Source organism: Pseudomonas sp. GW821-FHT07G10, from assembly GCF_059418545.1.
Map to the genome: position 1 here is coordinate 9,259 of NZ_JBWKQB010000047.1, position 15,931 is coordinate 25,189.

Below are 15,931 nucleotides of genomic sequence, written 5' to 3' on the forward strand. Positions count from 1 at the left end.
GCAATGTGAACCTCGACATGGCCATTGGATGTATTGGCGGTCTTTATAAAGGCGAGATCGTTATTGCTGAGCAATTGCCAAGCTCCATCGTTTTCGCAACCGAACGTGGTCGACACTTCTAAAGTACGAGTTTGATAATTGGATGTCGCCGAAGCAATGTGAACCTCGACATGGCCATTGGATGTATTGGCGGTCTTTATAAAGGCGAGATCGTTATTGCTGAGCAATTGCCAGATTCCATCGTTTTCACAACCGAACGTGGTCGACACTTCTAAAGTACGAGTTTGATAATTGGATGCCGCCGAAGCAATGTGAACCTCGACGTGGCCATCGGGTGTGTTGGCGGTCTTTATAAAGGCGAGATCGTTATTGCTGAGTAGTTGCCAAGTTCCATCGTTTTCGCAACCGAACGTGGTCGGCAACTCTAAAGTGCGAGTTTGATAATTGGATGCGGCAGAAGCGATGTGAACCTCGACGGCATTGTTAGGCGTGTTAGTGGTTTTGATGAACGCCAAGTCGCGATTGCTGAGAAGCTGCCAAACCCCCGAACCTGTCTCAAAAGAGTTCGTCCATGTGACAAGTGAAAAGTCCTTACTCGACCCAACAAGAGGGATACTGGACAGCGGCAAAACGTTGCGATCAGTTGCGTAAACTTCAACTTTATCCGGCGACGTAATCGAAAGTCCACGACCCCACCGGAAAGAGCTATTCAAAAACTTCGTTCCAATAGTCGATAAAAGGGTTTCTAGGATAATGCCTATCTCGGGCTGCCAGATAATGATAGCGGCAGTATATTCTTGCAACAGTGTCACCGACTCACTCATCCCAGGTATCGGCATATCTTTTTGAGCGATTTTGCTTACCGTCAGGGCTCCAACGTCTATTTTGTAGAGGCACATTTTACTGTTATCGCCGTTGTCGTCTGCGTTAAGAGTGAAGAGAAAGATTGTCCCGTCTTTCTGCGTCACCAAGGCAAGTCCGGCCCCTGACTCTTCAAAATTATTTATTTGGATAATCTTCGAAAATAACGGGAAGGCGGCGCCCTGCCCCAACATGGGGCCCGAGGAGCTATATACACTAAGTTTGCTGCCATTTACGCAAGCGACGATATATCTTCCTGCGTCACCAGTTTCCTTTGTGATTGCAACCCCGTTGACGCCGTCATCTGGTCTTTCGATACTTCCTAAGAGAGTAACTTCCTTGTTGACTTGGGCCATTCTTATATCGTAAATCTGGATTTCAGATGTATTGCTGGGATTGTCGGCTGATTCCTGAATACCCAATGCCATAAAGCTTCCGCAGGCCTGAGAGCCACACGGGTGAAGCCAATTTTTATGATTTGTATCGAATGTTTGCTCTGTATATCCTTGACTCCCAAAATCTATTTTATCCGCAATGATGTATTTACCATTTTCGGACATAAGATTTAGGTTGGAGTGTGAAAAAATTAATTTATCTGAAAAAGAAGATACGCCCTTGAAATGAGATAGTGCCAGACCGGTGAGACCAGTAGGGGCAGCTCCACATTGGTAATACTGGCGGCTTCCGTTTGGAGAAATTTTGTTAAATACGGTAATTACATCGTTCATCTCAATATTTGATGGAGTGACGATGCTGGTATCCACAATTTTTAGATCCCAGTTTGCTTTATTGTCGTCGCCACCGGTGCTTCTAATATCCCCAACCAGCCAAACGTTGTTTCGTGAAAAATTCAGCGCGACGCTAATGCCGTTGTCGTAGTGACCGGTCATGTCGTTCCACGCCGATGTGTGGTTACCGATGTTGATGCCATTGGTACCAACGGTGGGATTTGAGAAGCAAAAATAAATATCTTGTCCTTGCAGCGCGTATTTGACCCATCCCGAGCATCCTGCTAAAGCAAAGTCTTTCTCATAGCACCTAATCTGCGCCGTCATATGGGGAGCGATGTTGGTCGGCCATGAACAGCCGTCGGCGAGACGACCAGAGTCAAACCAGTCTTCGCTATACTCAAGCGAGAAGTCGGTTTTATTTGTAATGGTTAAGTCAACAACGTGCGATTTGGTCATTTTAAACCTCGGTTAGAAATTCATTTTCTATGGGGTGGGATATCTTGAAACCTGTGCAAGGAAAAATGCGCCTCTCCAGTTGCTCTACTTAGAGGTGAGGTCTCGGCATGACCGTTTGGAGGAAACACATTTCAACGCGGGCGGCCTGGGTGAATAGGCGCGTCTTGTAGGAGCTTCGTTGTTTTTACAGGGTGGCGTCCAAGTGTCTTCGAACACGTTGTTGTTGCTGGTGCTGGTGACCTTGAGATATTGCGGTGTGGTAGAACGATTGACTAGCGAAATGACCTTGCCCGTTACACGCTGGAGGCCGTAGACAGCACCTATAATTTGCAGTTTGTTTAGATCATCAATTGCGATGTTGCGAGACCGCACCCAGCTGGCGTTCGATGCTGGTGTTGAAAAAAAACCATTCCGCTCAAGCGCTTGAATCGTCATTTTTCTCTTCCTTTGAGGTGAATGCTGCCCTTAAAAGAGTCAAGTCCGATTGCCTTAACTGAGTCAGACAATTACCGATTCAACTCAATTGTTCGCCGTCACTGGGCGCTAGATTCAACAAATTTCCAGGATCCTCCGCAGCCAGTGGGGGTGAGCGTAGTTCAATAAATAAATAAATAAATTTATTTTTTGAGTCGACATCATAAAAATATCACCTGAGCGCCGTTCGGGTGTTTACCGTAATTATCAATGTCAGGATTAACGTAGTCGCACACCTATTCAAAAAAGGGGTTTCCCCCTGAGTGGCGTCAACTTTTTCGTATGTAAAATCAAAAACCTAGGAGTAGAAAGGGGTCTGCACCAAGTAGGCGGAATACACCTTGTCCCGAATCGCCAATGCCCGCTGTTTGATTCGGCCATAAGCGGCGACGTAGGGTAATTTCTTTCCTTCGACCGGAATTTCGAAGGAGGCATCGAGGCTATGGGCTTTAATTCTGGTGCGCGACTCTAAGTCTGAATAGGCCCTGATTTTCCCGACACCACGACCGGCCGCTTCACGCCCTGAGGAAGTCAGTCAACCCTCTGTGAGCGTCTGCTTATGGCAAAAGCAGTCATTGCGGCGACGAGCTGAAGCTGGCGTCACTCCGGCGTCATGAGCACCGCCAGCGTCATCTTGATGAACTCAGCGTTTTGTCACGCGTTTTCCGCTATTTTGACGGCTTCGCAATGGCGCCGATGCGACGGTAAACGCGTTCAGTTATGTCACCCTTGGTATGCCCCAAAAGCAGGCTCGCCTCTCCGATGTCAGTAATTTCCGACGCGGCTTTTGGCCTGATGTCCCGAAACTGAAAGCTGCTGATTCTTCCAGCAAGCAGCGTGTCGCCAGTATCGATCGCTTCTTTCTTGGCCTTTTCCCGGGCCTTATCCCAGCGGTCACGAAGCATCTTGGCAGTCATACGCTTCCCACGCGCACTCACAATCAGGTAGCTCGAAACGTGCTGAGCGTTTCGGTCTGCGATTTTTGCGATCAGCATACCCAGGCTGTTTGCCGAGCCGCTGGCAGTCATCTGGATACGCAGCTTCTTGTGCGTTTTGTTCTGTTGCACCATCAAATACCCCCCTTCGATATCATCCTTGCGCATGACCAGGACGTCGGCCGGCCGCTGCCCTGTCAGGTAGGCGAGGTCCATCGCATCTTTCAGCTCTTGAGCTGCTTTCTTGTAAACAGCATCCCAAACCACATCGTTCGCGTAATAGTCCCGAGGTGTCTCCTTATTTTTTCGTACCCCCTGACAGGGGTTTTCTTTGTCGGTCAGACCCCACTCACGCGCCATATTGAATACGTGTGAGAGCGTGGCTATTTCACGGTTGGCCCGGACCTTTGCAGTTCGAGCGTCCCGATAGCCAGCGATCGTGGCCGGCGTGATTGAGTCGATGGGGGCATTGTCTAAGAGTGGTCGCAGTTGTTTGATCTATGAAAGGTTGTCTCTTTGCGTACGGGGCGCCTTCTTCGGGACAATGTCGCGAATATAACGGTCAAAAATCCCCTTCATAGTCCGTAAGTCCAGTGGTATTTCCTTGGCTTCGAGCTCCGCCCACTTGAGCCTGGCTTTGTCGAGGTCCTTGCCCAAAGGGATCGCCTTTCCTGTGGAGCCCAGGTAGTAATAGGCGATCCAGGTTTTCCCGCTCTTTCGTGGCCGCGTCCATTGATACATCCGAGGCGGCAAATGGCGGGTTGCGGTTTTGCGGGGGCGCATATCAGTTCACTCGCGAGAAGTCGGGCGTCCATGCGGGCGCGACTGGCAATGGGGTGGGGGTAATATTGGTTGGCGTGATCACGCCGAGCTTCATCCGGGCGTACATCCTTCCTACCAATGGGCGCTTGCCGCGACTTTCGACATAGAGCCACTGGCGGTCATCCAGCCAGCGACGTTGGTAGGCCCTGGCCTTGTAGCCGGTGATGTGCGCCAGCTCTTCGTCCGAAAGGATTTCAGCTTCCATGATTGATCTCCCTGACCCGTTGCTCGATACCTTCGATCTGGTGGTGTTCGCTGCATTTTTGATGTGAGGCGGGCTCGACAGTCCTGAGCCGCTGGTCATCGGATGCATTGGGCACGAATCTCGCGCTTAATGGGTGCGTATATCGGTCAAAGATACCGAATGGCAGACCCGCTGGAATGACCGCGACACCCGGGACGCAGCGGCAAAGCTGGTCAACGAAGCCGCCGAACGCGACAAAGAACAAGCACGCCAACTCTCAATCAACAAGGCAATCCAGAATGGACAACAACGTCTCTACCAAGCGACTGCTGATGCTGATGCCGCTCGCGCTTCTACTGGCAGCCTGCAGCTCGCAGCCGACAACCTTGTCCGTCGCCTCGCAACCAGCGAAGCCAGCGGCCATTCCTGCACTGCCGCCGCAAGCCAAGCAGCTACCCGCGCCGCAATGGTGCTTGCCGACGTGCTCACGCGCGCTGACCAAAGAGCGGGCGACCTGGCTGCAGCTGCTGACCAAGCCAGAGCCCGCGGAGTAACATGTGAGCAGGCATATGACGGCCTCTAATTGGTTGACATATCTGATAGACTTGCGCGAATTTTGCGCAAGGACGCCGCATGACTCCCCTCTATATAATGCACACGCCAGAGATTCTGGTGCTGCTCGCTTTCCTTTTTGCTTGCACTTTAGCTCCGATGTTCTTCTTGTCGCGACTGATGCCTTCGCTTGTGCCAGAAGACCATCCGAAGTCAAGGTGGATGGACGGATTGCGAGGTGTTGCCGCTGCATTGGTATCTCTAAACCATGCGCCGCTTGTTCTGATTAATCTGGCAATTGTGCCGCAGGTTTTTTATCTGGATATTCCTGATAGCGAGCTATTAAAGCTATTCGGCGCCATTGGTGTGCAGATATTCTTTTGCATCACCGGGCTGCTGTTCGCCGGTAAAATACTTTCAGGAAAGCCAGTTGACTGGACGGACTTCTACGCGAAGCGAGTGCGCCGAATTGTGCCTGCATTTTTCGTGGCCGCCACACTGGCTGTCATTATCGCCGCGTGGTTTTCTTGGCCAATCACTCAAGAGTCTGGTGAGATCATTGCCGCTCTACCAGCTGTATTCAGTTTTGGCCTACTGCATTTGCCGACCGTCGACGAATTCCATTTCGGTCGATTGCTGGGCGTGGTCTGGACGCTCGCCATCGAATGGCGCTTCTACTTCGTGCTGCCTATCATTTTCATAGCTGTGACGAAAAGCAGGTCCGTGACCTTCGCGGCCATCATTTTGTTTGCATTCATCGATCTGGCGCTTAACGGCCTCAGTGCCTGGGTTTACTTTATGCCGGGCGCGCTGTGCTCGCTGATCGCCTCAAAGCCTTTCAGTCGGCTGGTTCGATCGGCCGCCGCGCTTGTGGCTGTAGCTGCAACTGTTTTTATGTTCTATCGCCTAGGTTTGAAGCCGAATTACGGACTTGAGCAATGGCTCACCGTATCCGTTCTGTTCATCGCGCTCACGATTTCTCGTCCTGGCGTTCTCTCGGCCAAGATGTTCGTAGCCATGGGCACCGTCAGTTACAGTTTTTACTTGCTGCATGCCATGCTGCTATTTTTGGTATTCGGAGCCGTCCACTTTTATTGGACGGACGTCAGCTTGCTATCAGTCAACCAATTCGCAGTGCTCGCTGGCGGAACGCTGGGCCTGATCTCTATCGTCTCAACGGTTTCTTATGTGATGGTCGAAAGGCGCTTCATGCACAAGGCTGGCGGAATAAAAGCGAAATCCTTTCAGGATGGCCATCAGCCGGCTTAGGCCTGATCGGTAATTCAACACTGAGCCCGCCATGTGCGGGCTTTGTTGTATATGGGATTGTGTTCGGTCGGCAGGACGCCGAGTGAGGGGGGGCTGCGACTGATACCAATTCTGATACTGGCCGATGCGTTTTGGTGCGTGCTTTGTATGTCTAAGTGATTGATTTTGCTAGGCATAACGACGCATGAAACCGCGTTTCATACAGCAGCAGGCTCTGCAAGCACTGCGTCGGTACAACGAAGCGAAAGGTGTTATGCCAAGCAAGGAAGTTGGACTGCTGCGCATTGAGGCTGAATCGCTCATGGTTGCGGTGCAGGAGTATCAGCTTCGGGTGTTGGGTGGAGCGGTGCAGACGCTTCATTGAGTTTGCCGGTACACCACCAGCGCCAGCGATGGGCATTGGAACCACGCGCGCCCGACTTGACTCGGTGCATGCTCAACGAATTATCGGAATGACCGACGCCGGCGACCAAGGATTGATTGCTCTGGCTGCATGTCAGGCTTACGTTCGTGCTTTTCAAAATGGTATTGAATAGTTCGTTGTGGCTTAATGCTGACTTGCCGTTCTGTCTGAATTTTCCAGGGGGATGTAGTGCTCTACGAAAAGAAAAATACAAGAAATAAGAGCGAGCGGCTTAAAGTTATAAGTGCTGGGTTGTTGTTGCTGATCTTGTTTTTTGAATTGATATACGTTTATATTGGATATCCTGACGGCTTTTGGGCTATGAAGTTTGTTGATGTTGCAAACGTAATTGCTCAGTTTGCAACGGCTGGCGCGTTCTATCTTGGCTTTCATCAGTATCACCGGAATAAAAATCAAGAGCGACAAAATGTACTGGTGTCTGAGTGTAAGGCGATCGTAAGTAAAATGGTCGCTGTCGTAGCGGAATTTAAAGTTGGCGATGATACAAACCTTAAAAACATGCAATATTGCTTTGTTAAGCTTGGGAATTTGGGGTCGGATTTTGATGAGATTTTTAAAGCTTTAGATGAAACTATACAGAAAGGCATCGTAAGGATGCATTGGCAGGATATGTACTTCAATCACTTCGTGCACGTAATGCAGGGTTTGGAGTTGGAGCCGATAATACAAGGTAGTTCAGTTTCGGCGATTGAGTATTTGGTTGCACTGAATGAGGCGAAAAAGGAAGCCGAAGAACAGCAGGTTATGGAAGGGTTTAATAAGTATTTTGTATTTAAAGAGATTCTCTCTAATAATAATATTAAAAAGGTGCTGATATCTATAGATAAGATTTCAATGGGCTTCTGTAAAGTATATTTTTTTGATGATAAATTCCTGAATGACTATATGTATGGAAGTCTGTCTAGACTTGACGTAAGGGCCAGAGCACCATTGTTTGCGGCTATTCAAGACTCTCTCTAACGAGTAGAGGCAGCCCTCGATGCTTTGCTTGATTCCTTTCACTGTCATAGCCGTCAGCTGATTGGCGTTATCAGTTCCGGCCCTTGGTTCCGCACATTGCCCACACCAGGGCTGACCCTGAACCACTCGAAGGCCTCGATCGGTTCACCCTGGTGCAGCACCATCTGCTCGGCACGCTCCTTGGGCGTGGCTGGGTCCAGCCATTCCCTGGCCAACTCTGGTTCCAGAACCACCGGCCGCCGGTCGTGAATGTCGATCATGCCACCGACGCTGTCGGCGGTGATGATCACAAATCCATCATGCTCCCTTGGGCCTTCATCGGTATCAGGGAACTGGCCGATGGCCGCACACAGGATGGGTGATCTGTCCCGGTGCCGGATGAGATAGGGCTGTTTCTTTATTCCGTCCTCCACAATCCACTCAAACCAATTGTCGATGGGGGTGATGGCGCGGTGTGGCCAGATCGCCCGAAAGAATGGACCGTGTGCGACCTTCTCGACCCTGGCATTGATCGGCGCCGCGCGATCTTTCGCCCAATGCGGTTGCCATCCCCAGCGCACCCGGTCAGCGTGCAGGGTGTCGCCTTCAAGGTGGAGCAGGGCGACCTGCGTGGACGGCGCGACGTTGTAGCGTTCGAGAGGTTGATCGCCTATGGAGTTGGCCAGGGCGTTGGGCATGCTCAGCGCTGCCACGAAGTCGTGGATACCCCTGTACTGCGAAAGTCGTCCGCACATGGCTGAACCCTCAAGCTGAATCCTGAGCTTAGACGATCGTTTTCGGGTGATCTATGAGGCCGTCCAGCATGCCGCGAAGCTGGTCAGCCTCGCGCTTGTTGGCTCTCGCTGAGATGTCGAGGTCGTACAGTTGCTTTCGAACCGTAGCCAACTGTCCGGACCTTTCCCGGAGATTTTTCATCGCGTCGTCACGCTGCTCTGAGGCTTCTGCGTGCATCTGTACCAGGCCGAAGATGTCCTCTCTTGCTTTACGCAGTTGCAGAGTCAGTTCCTGGATTTCGTTTTCCAGCATGTGCGTGTAGTGGGTACAGGTTTCCAGTTCGGTGGGCGAACCGAGCCAGTCGGAGGTGTCTTCGATGTCGAGGGGATCCACGGTAGGCGCCTTTACGGTGTGCTGTTCGGATATACAGTAGTCGAGGCGTGATGGTCGGGCGAGGGTGGGACGACGAGCTGTAGGATTTGGGGGGATGTACGGTCGGCAGGACGCCGAAGAAGGGGTAAAAACAGCGTTAGTTCTGGAACACTTCCAGAATAGTTATGGAACACATTGCCCGTAGGGCCTTCAGGCCCAAACCCCAGAAACGAAAAAGCCCTGAATAATCAGGGCTCTCACGTACAAATATGGCGGAGGCGATGGGATTCGAACTCATGGACCTGTTACAGTCGACGGTTTTCAAGACCGTTGCCTTAAACCACTCGGCCACACCTCCGTATTGCGTTGCGGGCGCCATAATACCTGAATGAAACACACTGTCAAACTCTCTGCGTAGCTTGTTACAGAGCGTCTGTTATGATCTTTGCGACTGAACGTTTCAAACCTACAGGAGTGTCGCCATGCGCGAACAGGAATACGCAGTTAATAACAGCGTGCAGGCTGAGCAGCTAGAGGTTAGCCGCGTCCTGCGCAACACTTACGGCTTACTCGCACTCACCCTCGCGTTTAGCGGCGTGATGGCGTTCGTGGCGCAGCAGATGCGCGTCGGCTACCCGAACGTCTTTGTCGTGCTGATCGGCTTCTACGGCCTTTTCTTTCTCACCAACAAACTCCGTGATTCGGCCTGGGGACTGGTTTCGGCTTTCGCCCTGACCGGATTCATGGGTTTCCTGCTGGGCCCGATTCTCAATCGCTACCTGGGCATGCAAGGCGGCGCTGAAGTGGTCAGCTCGGCCTTTGCGATGACGGCATTGGTGTTTGGTGGTCTCTCCGCCTACGTACTGATCACCCGCAAGGACATGAGCTTTCTCGGCGGCTTCATCACTGCCGGTTTCTTTGTCCTGCTGGGTGCGACGCTGGCGGGTATGTTCTTCAAGATCAGCGGTCTGCAACTGGCGATCAGCGCGGGCTTTGTGTTGTTCTCCTCGGTCTGCATCCTGTTCCAGACCAGCGCCATCATCCATGGCGGCGAGCGTAACTACATCATGGCGACGATCAGCCTGTATGTATCGATCTACAACCTGTTCATCAGCTTGTTACAGCTGTTCGGCATCATGAGCCGCGATGATTGATCGCAAGCCTTGAGCACAAAGCCCGCTTTGGCGGGCTTTTTGTTGGGTGCGGATAGGGTTGACCCTATTTGGAAATGACAATGCTGCCGTCGGCCTGCTGACGGTAGATGGTGTAAGGCAACAGCAAGGTATCGAGCGCTCCGGATATGACCAGGTCAATCAGCACAATGGGCGTGGCGTTATCGTATTGCTGCTCATCGATTCCCTCACCCAGCGGCGCATGCAGTGAGCAGAAATCATAGGTGACTCCGCTGTAGATTCGCGGGATCGCGCCGCAGTAACTCTTCTGCTGCTTGAGATTCTGCGCAGCCACCTCATCAGGGCGCACAACCGTGTTGATGGTGCCGCACCCGGCGAGCATTAGCGCCGCCAATAACACTGCCTGAGTTTTCATGCCGCCAATCCTTCGCCGGAAAAATGAGCAATCTACGTTGTTCGGAGCAAAACCGCACTCAGGCCATCGGTGGCAAGCGGCGCTTGACCGGAGTTTTCTTGACGATCGCGGTGTTGGTTTCGGCGTGTGTGTTGAGCCGGTCGAGCAGGGTGTCCAGTTGCTCCATCGAGCGCACATGCAGACGAGCGATGAAGCAGTCATCGCCAGTGACCTTGTCGCACTCGGTGAATTCGGGGATCGCCAGGATCTGCCGTTCGACTTCCTGCAGCTGGCCCGGAAGCGGGCGGATGCGGACGATGGCCTGGAGCTGGTAGCCGAAACATTTCGGGTCTATTTCGACTGTGTAGCCCTTGAGTACGCCGCGCTCTTCGAGACGCCGCAGCCGTTCGGCGACGCTCGGTGACGACAGGCCGCTGATTTGCGCCAATGCTTTAAGTGAACGTCGCGAGTCAGCCATCAGCGCGGCGATCAACACCTGGTCAATGTCATCAGTCATACAAACCTCGTTAGGCAAAGGGTTCAATCTGCCTTGATAAGAAAGGTAGAAATGGATTTTAGCCTGCTATTGGCTCTGGAGCTGTCTCACTGTGGATTGTCATAATTCAGGCTCTTACCGAGGAGGCTGATGATGGACAAGTCGATACGTCGTGGGTCGTTTGAAATGACCGCTGCCATGCTGATTTCGGGAACCATTGGATGGTTCGTGCTGGTTTCCGGGCAGCCGGTGCTGGATGTGGTGTTCTGGCGCTGTGTGTTTGGCGCTGCGACCTTGCTGGTGATCTGCGCGGTGCTGGGCTTTCTGCGGCCCGGTATTTTGACTCGCACCACATTCATCCTGGCGGTGCTCAGCGGTGTGGCGATTGTCGGTAACTGGGTGCTGTTGTTTGCCTCTTATTCCCGGGCGTCGATTGCCATCGGTACCGCGGTCTACAATGTTCAACCCTTTATGTTGGTGGGGCTGGCGGCGTTGTTTCTCGGAGAAAAGATCACCGCACAGAAATTGTTCTGGCTTGGTGTGTCGTTTCTCGGGATGTTGGCGATCGTCAGCGCTCATGGTGAGCAGGGCTCAGCAGGTGGCGACTACCTGCTCGGAATCGGCCTGGCACTGGGCGCCGCGCTGCTCTATGCCTTCGCTGCACTGATTATCAAGCGTCTGACCGGTACTCCACCGCATTTGATCGCCCTGATTCAGGTCTGCACCGGTGTTCTGTTGTTGGCGCCGTGGGCGAATATCGCCGCGTTGCCGCAGGAGTCTGGCGCCTGGGCCAGTCTGCTGACATTGGGTGTGGTGCACACCGGCGTGATGTATGTATTGCTGTACGGCGCGATTCAAAAGTTGCCGACAGCATTGACCGGTGCGCTGTCGTTTATCTACCCGATTGCGGCGATTTTCGTCGATTGGTTCGCCTTCGGTCATCGTCTTGAGCTGATGCAATGGCTGGGCGTGATTGCAATTCTGCTCGCTGCGGCAGGCATGCAGCAGGGCTGGGGCCTTGGCTTTCGGCGGGCGGCGGCGCAGTGACTGGTTTTCAGATCTTCCAATGCACGGCGGTCTTCGCCAGGCGTTGACGCATATTGTCGAGATTGGCGGCCAATTGCCGGGTCAAGAGGCGATAGCCGTCCAGCGCGGTGTAGACCGGAGCGCTCAATGTGGAATCGTCCGGCGAACCCGCAATAGAACGGTCTAGCCGTTGCGAGGCACCGGATTTGAGGGCGCGGGCCATGCCGATCAATTGCACGCGGATCTGTCGGTGCTCGGTTTTCAGGGCTGATTGCATCAAGGCCATGGCCTGTTCGTCGCTGGGGTCGGGCCGCGTATTGGCGAGGATTTCGAGGGTGCTGACACACATCCGCAGGTTGCGCTGAAGAGCGTCCAGTTCGGTCATGGAGATCCGCACTTCCTTGGACACCGACGGCATCAACGAACGCAGTTGCACCATCGCGCCGTTCAGGCGGTTCATCAGTTTGAGATGTTCGTCGTCGGTGACCGATTGGCCACTGACGATGCGCCCGTAGATCGTCGCACAATCGCGCAGCGCGCTCGCCAGGTTGTAGCGCCAGGAATAGACCGCGTACAGCGGCAGTGCGAAGGAAAAGGCGAGAGCCAGGGCGATACCGATGAGGATGTCGACTGCCCGCCAGAGACCGTCGGTCACCGGGTTGTCGCCATGACCGGCGACGATGAACACGGTGATCGCCGACAACAACGCCGTATACCCACCCTTGCCGATCGCATGGTACGAAAAGAATCCGCAGACCACCGACATGCCCAGGTAGGTCAGCCATGGCATCCCCAGCCAGGCCTGCTGAGCCACCAGCAACAAGCCAACGCCGGCGCCGATCAAGGTGCCGATAGCCCGTTCGGCGGCTTTCTTGCCGATATTACCGTGATGTTGCAGCCCGCCGATGACCACCAACATGGTCACCGAGGCCCATTCGCCATGGGGCAGCTTGATCCCGGTGGTGAGCAGGATGGTGGCCAGCAGCCCCAGTGACACCCGCACGGCGTGGATCAGTTTGGCATGCCGATAGCGCCGATAAGGGTCCAGCAGCGGACGCAAGAAACGGCGCAGCAACGGTGGCAGTCGAGACGATCGCAAGTCATTCATCGGGCCTGGCTGTTTTCCTCGAGTGTCAGTTACTGGGCTCTGTCATCAGAATATGTAATCGGTGGTCAGAAAGCTCGACTCACGATTACGGATAATGTCGCTGATAAGCTCTTTGTTGCTCTCCTGGAATTTGCTCGCGACCAGGGTGCGGATCGAAAACACCCTGAGCGCGTCGTGAACCGACAGGGTGCCTTCGGCCGAGTTTTTCCGGCCATTGAACGGATAGGTGTCCGGGCCGCGTTGGCACTGGGCGTTGATGTTGATCCGTCCGACCTGATTGGCGAAGGTATCGACCAGGCGTCCGACTTCGGTGGAGTTTTTACCGAAAATACTCAGCTGTTGGCCGAAGTCTGATTCCAGCACGTAATCGATCACGGTTTCCAGATCACGGTAGGGAACGATGGGCACCACCGGGCCGAATTGTTCCTCCTGATACACACGCATCTGGGCGGTGACCGGGTAGAGCACCGCAGGATAGAAGAATGACCCGCGCGATTTACCGCCGTGGGCATTCACCACCTTCGCGCCCTTGTTGACGGCATCCTCCACCAACGAGTGCAGGTAGTCGACCTTGCCCGACTCCGGAAGTGGGGTCAGTGCTACGCCGCTTTCCCAGGGCATGCCCGGTTTGAGGGACTGCAGTTTGCGGTTGAATTTCTCGATGAAGCTGTCGACCACCTGTTCGTGGACGAAGAGGATTTTCAGTGCGGTGCAACGTTGGCCGTTGAACGACAGTGAGCCGGTAACGGCTTCGTTGACGGCGTTGTCCAGGTCGACCTCGGGCAACACGATGCCGGGGTTCTTGGCATCAAGCCCCAGCGCCGCGCGCAAGCGGTGTGGTTTTGGATGCAGCTTTTTCAGGTCACTGGCGGCTTTGTTGGTGCCGATGAAAGCAAAGATATCGACCTTGCCGCTGGCCATCAGCGCGCTGACGGTTTCCCGGCCGCTGCCATAGATCACGTTGATCACACCGGCCGGGAAGCTGTCGCGAAAGGCCTCCAGCAGTGGACGAATCAACAGCACACCCAGCTTGGCCGGTTTGAACACTACCGTGTTGCCCATGATCAAGGCAGGAATCAGCGTGGTGAAGGTCTCGTTCAGCGGGTAGTTATAGGGGCCCATGCATAACGCCACGCCCATCGGTACGCGGCGGATCTGGCCGAGGGTGTCCTGTTCGAGCTCGAAACGGCTTGAGCGGCGGTCCAGTTCCTTGAGGGCATTGATGGTATCGACGATGTAGTCGCAGGTGCGATCGAACTCTTTCTCCGAGTCCTTGAGGTTTTTGCCGATCTCCCACATCAGCAGCTTGACCACTGCTTCACGCTGTTCGCGCATGCGGCCGAGAAAGGCTTCGACATGCTGAATACGTTCGGCGACGCGCATCGTCGGCCAGTTGCCCTGACCTCTGTCATAGGCGCGGACGGCGGCATCCAGCGCAGTCAATGCGGTGTCGGCGTCCAGCAGAGGCGTGCTGCCGAGGATGACTTGTTCATCCGCGTTTTCACTGGCCAGATAGACCGGACTGCGCACCAGCGCGAGTGGGCCGGACCAAATCTTTAATACGCCATCGACGAGGTATTCGCGTTGTTCGATCTGGCCGTTGATGCGGTACTTTTCCGGGATGTCCGCGGCGCTGGGGAACAGGTTGTCGAGAATGTTATCTGTGGTCATGGCGCTACCCCGTATGGATTGGGTGATGCAGATAAGGTGTGTTATCACGGAGCGCGGCCAAAGGGTCAAGTTCTTCAGGCCGCGCGCCAGGATCAGCATAGCTGAATCGTTTTACCTGATCGCGACAAGGGTTGTCATGCCCTATCCGTGCAGATTTGTTCGACTTGCTCAATTGTTTCTCATTGAAACCGCAAGCGCATGCCACTGCGCGGCGGTTAAACTTTGTGCTTTCTAAAGGAGTTCTCATGAGTTACTACCAGCCGGGCATCCTTGCCACCCCAGTACCGTCTCAGGCACGCCATTTGTTTTTCGCGCTCGAATCCGTCGAGGCATTGCCGACTGCGATCGACCAGTTGAGGCTGCTGGTGGACGGGAAAACGGCGGTGGTCGGTTTCGGTGAGTCACTGGTACAGGCGCTGGGCGGTCGGATCGATGGGTTGCGGGCGTTCCCTGCGTTGGTGGGCGTTGGCGTTGATAACCCTTCGACCCAGCACGCACTCTGGTGCTGGCTGCACGGCGAAGACCGTGGCGAGTTGCTGCATCGCAGCCGCGCCGTTGAAGCTGCATTGGCTCCAGCGTTGCGTTTGGTACAGATGACCGAAGCCTTCCGCTACAAGTCCGGGCACGATCTGACCGGTTACGAAGACGGCACCGAAAACCCCCACGATGAAGCCGCCGTGGCGGCAGCGCTGGTGGGCGAGGGCACTGATGGCCTGCACGGCGCCAGCTTTGCCGCGATTCAGCAATGGCAACACGATCTGGAAGGCTTCGCCGCGATGCCTTCCCGGGAGCAGGATCACATCATCGGTCGGCGCAAGAGTGACAACGAAGAGCTCGAGGACGCGCCAGAATCCGCCCACGTCAAACGCACCGCTCAGGAAAGCTTCGCCCCTGAAGCCTTCGTCGTGCGCCGCTCCATGCCTTGGGTGGAAGGCGATCGAGCCGGCCTGATGTTCCTGGCATTCGGGTATTCCCTCGACGCCTTCGAAGTACAACTGCGGCGCATGAGCGGTCTGGAAGACGGCATCGTCGATGGCCTCTATCGGATCAGCCGGCCGATTACCGGTGGCTATTACTGGTGTCCGCCGCTCAAGGATGGCCGGCTCGATTTGCGGGCGCTGCGGATCGGCTGAGTGATGCGGTGGGCGTATTTGGCGGGCATGTAAGAGGTAGGAGGTAGGAGCCGAGCTTGCTCGCGATGGCGGCCTTACAGCCGACCTGGCTCTTGCTGGTGTACATATCCATTCCTGCGGTAACGGCCACTTAGGGTTTCGCCCTTATGTATGGACTCGCCCACACTGGCTACCCGCTTTTCAAACACTGCTACCCGGTTGCATTTATGTATAAGG

General features: G+C 54.2%; 15 protein-coding genes, 1 tRNA gene and 2 pseudogenes. 7 read left to right on the top strand and 11 right to left on the bottom strand.

Going from position 1 to position 15,931, the window contains the following annotated elements; all coding sequences use genetic code 11:
• The 4 genes and pseudogenes from AC07O1_RS29405 to AC07O1_RS29420 form a co-directional block, all read right to left on the bottom strand.
• Window positions 1–2,048 (bottom strand): hypothetical protein (locus tag AC07O1_RS29405; protein WP_495091075.1); only part of this gene is annotated, 2,048 nt, incomplete at its 3' end.
• Window positions 2,049–2,132: 84 nt separating this feature from the next.
• Window positions 2,133–2,483, bottom strand: coding sequence for a hypothetical protein (locus tag AC07O1_RS29410; RefSeq protein WP_495091076.1), 351 nt, complete (start codon window positions 2,481–2,483; stop codon window positions 2,133–2,135).
• A 707-nt stretch (window positions 2,484–3,190) separates the two neighbouring features.
• A pseudogene (locus tag AC07O1_RS29415) lies at window positions 3,191–4,240 on the bottom strand (phage integrase).
• A gap of 1 nt (window position 4,241) precedes the next feature.
• Window positions 4,242–4,484 carry a DUF4224 domain-containing protein gene (locus AC07O1_RS29420; protein ID WP_495091077.1) on the bottom strand — a complete coding sequence of 81 codons (243 nt, stop codon included), beginning with the start codon at window positions 4,482–4,484 and terminating at the stop codon, window positions 4,242–4,244.
• Window positions 4,485–4,626: 142 nt separating this feature from the next.
• Between AC07O1_RS29420 and AC07O1_RS29425 the strand changes: the two are divergent.
• The 4 genes and pseudogenes from AC07O1_RS29425 to AC07O1_RS29440 form a co-directional block, all read left to right on the top strand.
• Window positions 4,627–5,046: pseudogene (locus tag AC07O1_RS29425) on the top strand (DUF2514 family protein); the annotation flags it as partial.
• Window positions 5,047–5,096: 50 nt separating this feature from the next.
• Window positions 5,097–6,284: an acyltransferase family protein gene (locus AC07O1_RS29430; protein ID WP_495091078.1), complete on the top strand. Its 1,188-nt coding sequence runs from the start codon at window positions 5,097–5,099 to the stop codon at window positions 6,282–6,284.
• 184 nt (window positions 6,285–6,468) lie between these two features.
• On the top strand, window positions 6,469–6,648 hold the full coding sequence (locus AC07O1_RS29435) for a hypothetical protein (RefSeq protein WP_495091079.1): 180 nt from the start codon (window positions 6,469–6,471) through the stop codon (window positions 6,646–6,648).
• 228 nt (window positions 6,649–6,876) lie between these two features.
• Window positions 6,877–7,668: a hypothetical protein gene (locus tag AC07O1_RS29440; protein ID WP_495091080.1), complete on the top strand. Its 792-nt coding sequence runs from the start codon at window positions 6,877–6,879 to the stop codon at window positions 7,666–7,668.
• A 53-nt stretch (window positions 7,669–7,721) separates the two neighbouring features.
• Here the strand turns inward: AC07O1_RS29440 and AC07O1_RS29445 are convergent, their stop codons facing one another.
• The 3 genes from AC07O1_RS29445 to AC07O1_RS29455 form a co-directional block, all read right to left on the bottom strand.
• A complete protein-coding gene (locus AC07O1_RS29445; protein WP_495091081.1) occupies window positions 7,722–8,402 on the bottom strand; it encodes an SOS response-associated peptidase in 681 nt (226 codons plus the stop codon).
• A gap of 28 nt (window positions 8,403–8,430) precedes the next feature.
• Window positions 8,431–8,775 (bottom strand): hypothetical protein, encoded by a 345-nt coding sequence (locus tag AC07O1_RS29450; RefSeq protein WP_495091082.1) that lies wholly within the window; start codon window positions 8,773–8,775, stop codon window positions 8,431–8,433.
• A gap of 249 nt (window positions 8,776–9,024) precedes the next feature.
• A tRNA-Ser gene (locus AC07O1_RS29455) sits at window positions 9,025–9,112 on the bottom strand.
• A 124-nt stretch (window positions 9,113–9,236) separates the two neighbouring features.
• Here AC07O1_RS29455 and AC07O1_RS29460 point away from each other — a divergent pair.
• A complete protein-coding gene (locus AC07O1_RS29460) occupies window positions 9,237–9,908 on the top strand; it encodes a Bax inhibitor-1/YccA family protein (RefSeq protein ID WP_494993310.1) in 672 nt (223 codons plus the stop codon).
• 64 nt (window positions 9,909–9,972) lie between these two features.
• Here AC07O1_RS29460 and AC07O1_RS29465 read toward each other — a convergent pair whose 3' ends face one another.
• A complete protein-coding gene (locus AC07O1_RS29465; protein ID WP_494993309.1) occupies window positions 9,973–10,302 on the bottom strand; it encodes a YceK/YidQ family lipoprotein in 330 nt (109 codons plus the stop codon).
• A gap of 58 nt (window positions 10,303–10,360) precedes the next feature.
• A complete protein-coding gene (locus tag AC07O1_RS29470; protein WP_495011482.1) occupies window positions 10,361–10,798 on the bottom strand; it encodes an Lrp/AsnC family transcriptional regulator in 438 nt (145 codons plus the stop codon).
• 132 nt (window positions 10,799–10,930) lie between these two features.
• Here AC07O1_RS29470 and AC07O1_RS29475 point away from each other — a divergent pair, with 132 nt between their 5' ends.
• Window positions 10,931–11,824: a DMT family transporter gene (locus AC07O1_RS29475; protein WP_495091083.1), complete on the top strand. Its 894-nt coding sequence runs from the start codon at window positions 10,931–10,933 to the stop codon at window positions 11,822–11,824.
• Between the two features lie 7 nt (window positions 11,825–11,831).
• On the opposite strand, the gene AC07O1_RS29480 is transcribed toward AC07O1_RS29475, so the two are convergent.
• Entirely contained in the window at window positions 11,832–12,911 is a 1,080-nt protein-coding gene (locus AC07O1_RS29480) for an FUSC family protein (protein ID WP_495091084.1), read from the bottom strand.
• Between the two features lie 45 nt (window positions 12,912–12,956).
• Window positions 12,957–14,582: an NADP-dependent glyceraldehyde-3-phosphate dehydrogenase gene (locus tag AC07O1_RS29485; protein ID WP_495091085.1), complete on the bottom strand. Its 1,626-nt coding sequence runs from the start codon at window positions 14,580–14,582 to the stop codon at window positions 12,957–12,959.
• 245 nt (window positions 14,583–14,827) lie between these two features.
• On the opposite strand from AC07O1_RS29485, the gene AC07O1_RS29490 reads away from it, so the two are divergent.
• Complete coding sequence (locus AC07O1_RS29490; protein WP_495091086.1) at window positions 14,828–15,715, top strand: Dyp-type peroxidase; 888 nt, start codon at window positions 14,828–14,830, stop codon at window positions 15,713–15,715.
• Window positions 15,716–15,931 lie beyond the last annotated feature (216 nt).

Coding starts and splice junctions, on each gene's coding strand:
- AC07O1_RS29465 (WP_494993309.1), bottom strand. CDS start 10,302: ATGAAAACTCAGGCAGTGTTATTGGCGGCGCTAATGCTCGCCGGGTGC.
- AC07O1_RS29410 (WP_495091076.1), bottom strand. CDS start 2,483: ATGACGATTCAAGCGCTTGAGCGGAATGGTTTTTTTTCAACACCAGCA.
- AC07O1_RS29470 (WP_495011482.1), bottom strand. CDS start 10,798: ATGACTGATGACATTGACCAGGTGTTGATCGCCGCGCTGATGGCTGAC.
- AC07O1_RS29475 (WP_495091083.1), top strand. CDS start 10,931: ATGGACAAGTCGATACGTCGTGGGTCGTTTGAAATGACCGCTGCCATG.
- AC07O1_RS29480 (WP_495091084.1), bottom strand. CDS start 12,911: ATGAATGACTTGCGATCGTCTCGACTGCCACCGTTGCTGCGCCGTTTC.
- AC07O1_RS29420 (WP_495091077.1), bottom strand. CDS start 4,484: ATGGAAGCTGAAATCCTTTCGGACGAAGAGCTGGCGCACATCACCGGC.
- AC07O1_RS29485 (WP_495091085.1), bottom strand. CDS start 14,582: ATGACCACAGATAACATTCTCGACAACCTGTTCCCCAGCGCCGCGGAC.
- AC07O1_RS29430 (WP_495091078.1), top strand. CDS start 5,097: ATGACTCCCCTCTATATAATGCACACGCCAGAGATTCTGGTGCTGCTC.
- AC07O1_RS29460 (WP_494993310.1), top strand. CDS start 9,237: ATGCGCGAACAGGAATACGCAGTTAATAACAGCGTGCAGGCTGAGCAG.
- AC07O1_RS29490 (WP_495091086.1), top strand. CDS start 14,828: ATGAGTTACTACCAGCCGGGCATCCTTGCCACCCCAGTACCGTCTCAG.
- AC07O1_RS29445 (WP_495091081.1), bottom strand. CDS start 8,402: ATGTGCGGACGACTTTCGCAGTACAGGGGTATCCACGACTTCGTGGCA.
- AC07O1_RS29435 (WP_495091079.1), top strand. CDS start 6,469: ATGAAACCGCGTTTCATACAGCAGCAGGCTCTGCAAGCACTGCGTCGG.